The organism is Candidatus Cloacimonadota bacterium, from assembly GCA_012516855.1.
GTDB lineage: Bacteria > Cloacimonadota > Cloacimonadia > Cloacimonadales > Cloacimonadaceae > Syntrophosphaera.
Genome location: JAAYWB010000131.1, coordinates 1 through 2,746, shown reverse-complemented (window position 1 = coordinate 2,746; position 2,746 = coordinate 1). Strand labels below are relative to the sequence as shown.

5 protein-coding genes are annotated in these 2,746 nt (G+C 46.6%); all 5 read right to left on the bottom strand.

Annotated features, from left to right (window positions below; genetic code table 11):
• Positions 1–247: 247 nt before the first annotated feature.
• Genes GX466_09465 through GX466_09445 form a run of 5 tightly spaced genes read right to left on the bottom strand, consistent with a single transcriptional unit; the run spans position 248 to position 2,460 of the window.
• Complete coding sequence (locus GX466_09465) at positions 248–871, bottom strand: glycoside hydrolase family 19 protein (GenBank protein NLH94423.1); 624 nt, start codon at positions 869–871, stop codon at positions 248–250.
• A complete protein-coding gene (locus GX466_09460) occupies positions 868–1,086 on the bottom strand; it encodes a hypothetical protein (GenBank protein ID NLH94422.1) in 219 nt (72 codons plus the stop codon). Before GX466_09460 ends, GX466_09465 begins: the two co-directional genes overlap by 4 nt.
• The gene (locus GX466_09455) at positions 1,083–1,340 is read right to left on the bottom strand and encodes a hypothetical protein (protein ID NLH94421.1); all 258 of its coding nucleotides are present in this window, start codon (positions 1,338–1,340) and stop codon (positions 1,083–1,085) included. Before GX466_09455 ends, GX466_09460 begins: the two co-directional genes overlap by 4 nt.
• Before the next feature lie 24 nt (positions 1,341–1,364).
• Positions 1,365–2,288, bottom strand: coding sequence for a hypothetical protein (locus tag GX466_09450; protein NLH94420.1), 924 nt, complete (start codon positions 2,286–2,288; stop codon positions 1,365–1,367).
• 1 nt (position 2,289) lies between these two features.
• Entirely contained in the window at positions 2,290–2,460 is a 171-nt protein-coding gene (locus tag GX466_09445; protein NLH94419.1) for a hypothetical protein, read from the bottom strand.
• Positions 2,461–2,746: the final 286 nt, after the last annotated feature.

Genomic DNA, 2,746 nt, shown 5'->3' with positions numbered 1-2,746 from the left:
TTTGTAGCTGTAAACGCCTGCGATAACAAGTGCAATTACACCAAGTACAGCGATAAGAGCTATCCAACCAAGCGCGGATTTACGCTCTTTGTCGCTAGCTGGCGGGGCTGCGTTGGCTGCGTCAAGGTCGCTCACTTCTTGCCCCAATTGCGTACAAGGTCAACTACTGCCGCGATAGGTGTGTCCAACATTCCGCGCTGATAGGCATACATTGATGCCGCACCGATAATGAGTCCAATAAAAAAGCTCATGGTTTACCCCTTTGAAACATGGTGAAAACGGTTTTTAAGATAGTCAGAATCGCCGTCAACATTGATGGCGCTCTAACCGTTGGAATCTCTACTTGTGGCAATACGGATTTAGCCGCTTCATAAAGTGCTAGGCGTTGTTCTAAGCCGTTGTAACCGCCGTTGATAACTTTCGTACAACCTCTGCAATCGTCTGCATCTGCGTACTTGTTCAGGTTGTGGGATTGCCACCACCACGCCGCAGAACGTGCAGCGTTTTCAGGCTCTGCGAGTAAATCAGGGTTATTGACACAATCTATCCCTAGTGCTTTCGCTGTGGCTTCGTAGTTATAGCGTCCAGTGGTCTGTATAAGCCCTCTACCGCGATATTTGAAGCCATCCCCTACTTGGGTATTGCCTAAGTTCTTACGCCCTTCATAGCTGATTTGTGCAGCCGTGTTTCCCCAAATTTCCACCGTGTAACGCATACCGCCGCTTTCATGCCCGATTTGAGCTAAAAACATGGCTTGTCGTTGTTGGGTATTGATGCCAAATTCAAGCATGGCAGCTTCAATAACGGGTAGCCATTCAGTAGCACGGTCAATGCGTGCGCCTGTGGCTTTGGCTAGTTGTACGGGTGTCATTTGTCGCTTGGTAGGTCTTGTTTATACAAGCGCCCAACAATCCCCAGGACTAGCAATACGCCTGTCAACGATGGGACTACCACATCGCTGTAAGGGATAACTGCCCTCATATCGGTGTCTAACAACAACCATGCGCCTTGTATGGCTGTGGCTAATGTCATAGCCTGAACGCTGAACCAGCGCCATGCTTGTTTTGCGTTTTCAACTAGTTTCATATTTTTAATCCATGTGCGTTTAACCACTCACGTATTACCAACGTAAGACCTACAATACTCGCCCAAACTAAACCTGTGATTGATTTCTCGATAATTGCCTGTCTCAAAGCAATTGATTGCGCTTGCCGTTTGATTGCAAGCTCTACCCACTGCGAATGCTCTGGTGGATACATCGTCGCTTTATCAGCAGTGACAGCCGCCGCGACCGCAGCAGTGACAGCATCAATAAATTGTTCTTGTTCATCTGGTGTCATGCCTGTCACTTTCTTTTTTGGTGTTTATAAAAAACTCGCATTGGGCGCAAGCGTAATGACCAAGCCATTCAAACCACGCCCACCCTCTATCAACAGACCAACTAAACCGTTACGCGAATCTGCGTCGGTGTGGGCTGTCCCATAGCACACAAGCTCATAAAAGCCAGCTTGCAATAACTCTGCTGTGACAACGGTTGCTGAACCGTAATGCGCTGGGTTTCGGTCATAGATATTCATGCCGCTTGATGCGTTTTTGAATCGTTGCAATGGTGCTGCCAAAACACCTGCTTTCGTTTGCGCGTATTTGTATTCAAAGCTCACACCCACACCCACCACACCTAAATAGCTAGGCGTGAATAATTCGCCTCTGTGCACAAAATTTGTTTGGAAATTGAGCGTGCATACTGTCGGTGCGACAAGCTCAAACCTCACAGTTAGTGGCGCAATAATCGCCGCCACTTGTGGCAATGGTGTTTGCTCATCGACCGATTTCTTAATCACCGAATAGCCCGAAATCACAGGGTAAACAATGGTGTCGGTGTCTGATGAGATGACAGAATAAACATACTCAACATTAGTTACCGCAGACCAAACACCTGTGAACACATTAACCCATACGTAGGCGTATGTCGAAAGCGCCGTAACCCAAACAGTTTTTGTTGTTAGCGCATTTACATCGGTAAACGTGGGCAGAGAGCCTATGACTACTCCGCTCATTGCAGATGTAGGCAAGGTGTTTGAGCCCCTTACCTGTATTGTTATTTCTGACGTACTGCCAGAAGCGTCAAAACCGTTGGTCTGGCTAGTAACGCGAACGGCTTGCAACTGTCTGCTGGTGTCAACATCTTTACCTATCCAACCTGTAACATCTTGGGCATAAGCGTTGCCAGTGTTAGATAGCGCTGCAGATAAACCGCCACCAAACGTCATGTTTCCAAATGCAGTCATATTAACCTTTCTTGGTTGCTTCTGCTTTTTTGGCTTCTGCTTTTTTGGCTTCTGCTTTTAGCCAATCTTTTACAACAGCTTCATCTTCTCGGTATGTAGTAAACCCTTTTAAGCCAATCATCTCTTCTGGCATTAACATAAAACCAAAAGGTACTTTTAAATATGTTTTCATACAATTTCCTTAAACGTATTGGAATGAATAGTTGTAGCGCCAGACATTTGCTGTAGGCGCACCAAGTCGAAACATAAAAACTAAACTGTTGCCAGCGTTAACTGCAAGGCGACTTACAGACCCAGATGTCGCTGGGTTGTATGTGTAGCTTTGCAAATCTCTGTCGTAAATAGGTACCTCGGTGTACCCTGATACCGCTAACATACAGAACACATCGTTTGTGGCTGGCGGAGCAGTAGCCCCATCGGTGTAGGCGCTACAAGATACTGACAATATACCTGTTCTA

Coding starts and splice junctions, on each gene's coding strand:
- GX466_09465 (NLH94423.1), bottom strand. CDS start 871: ATGACACCCGTACAACTAGCCAAAGCCACAGGCGCACGCATTGACCGT.
- GX466_09460 (NLH94422.1), bottom strand. CDS start 1,086: ATGAAACTAGTTGAAAACGCAAAACAAGCATGGCGCTGGTTCAGCGTT.
- GX466_09455 (NLH94421.1), bottom strand. CDS start 1,340: ATGACACCAGATGAACAAGAACAATTTATTGATGCTGTCACTGCTGCG.
- GX466_09450 (NLH94420.1), bottom strand. CDS start 2,288: ATGACTGCATTTGGAAACATGACGTTTGGTGGCGGTTTATCTGCAGCG.
- GX466_09445 (NLH94419.1), bottom strand. CDS start 2,460: ATGAAAACATATTTAAAAGTACCTTTTGGTTTTATGTTAATGCCAGAA.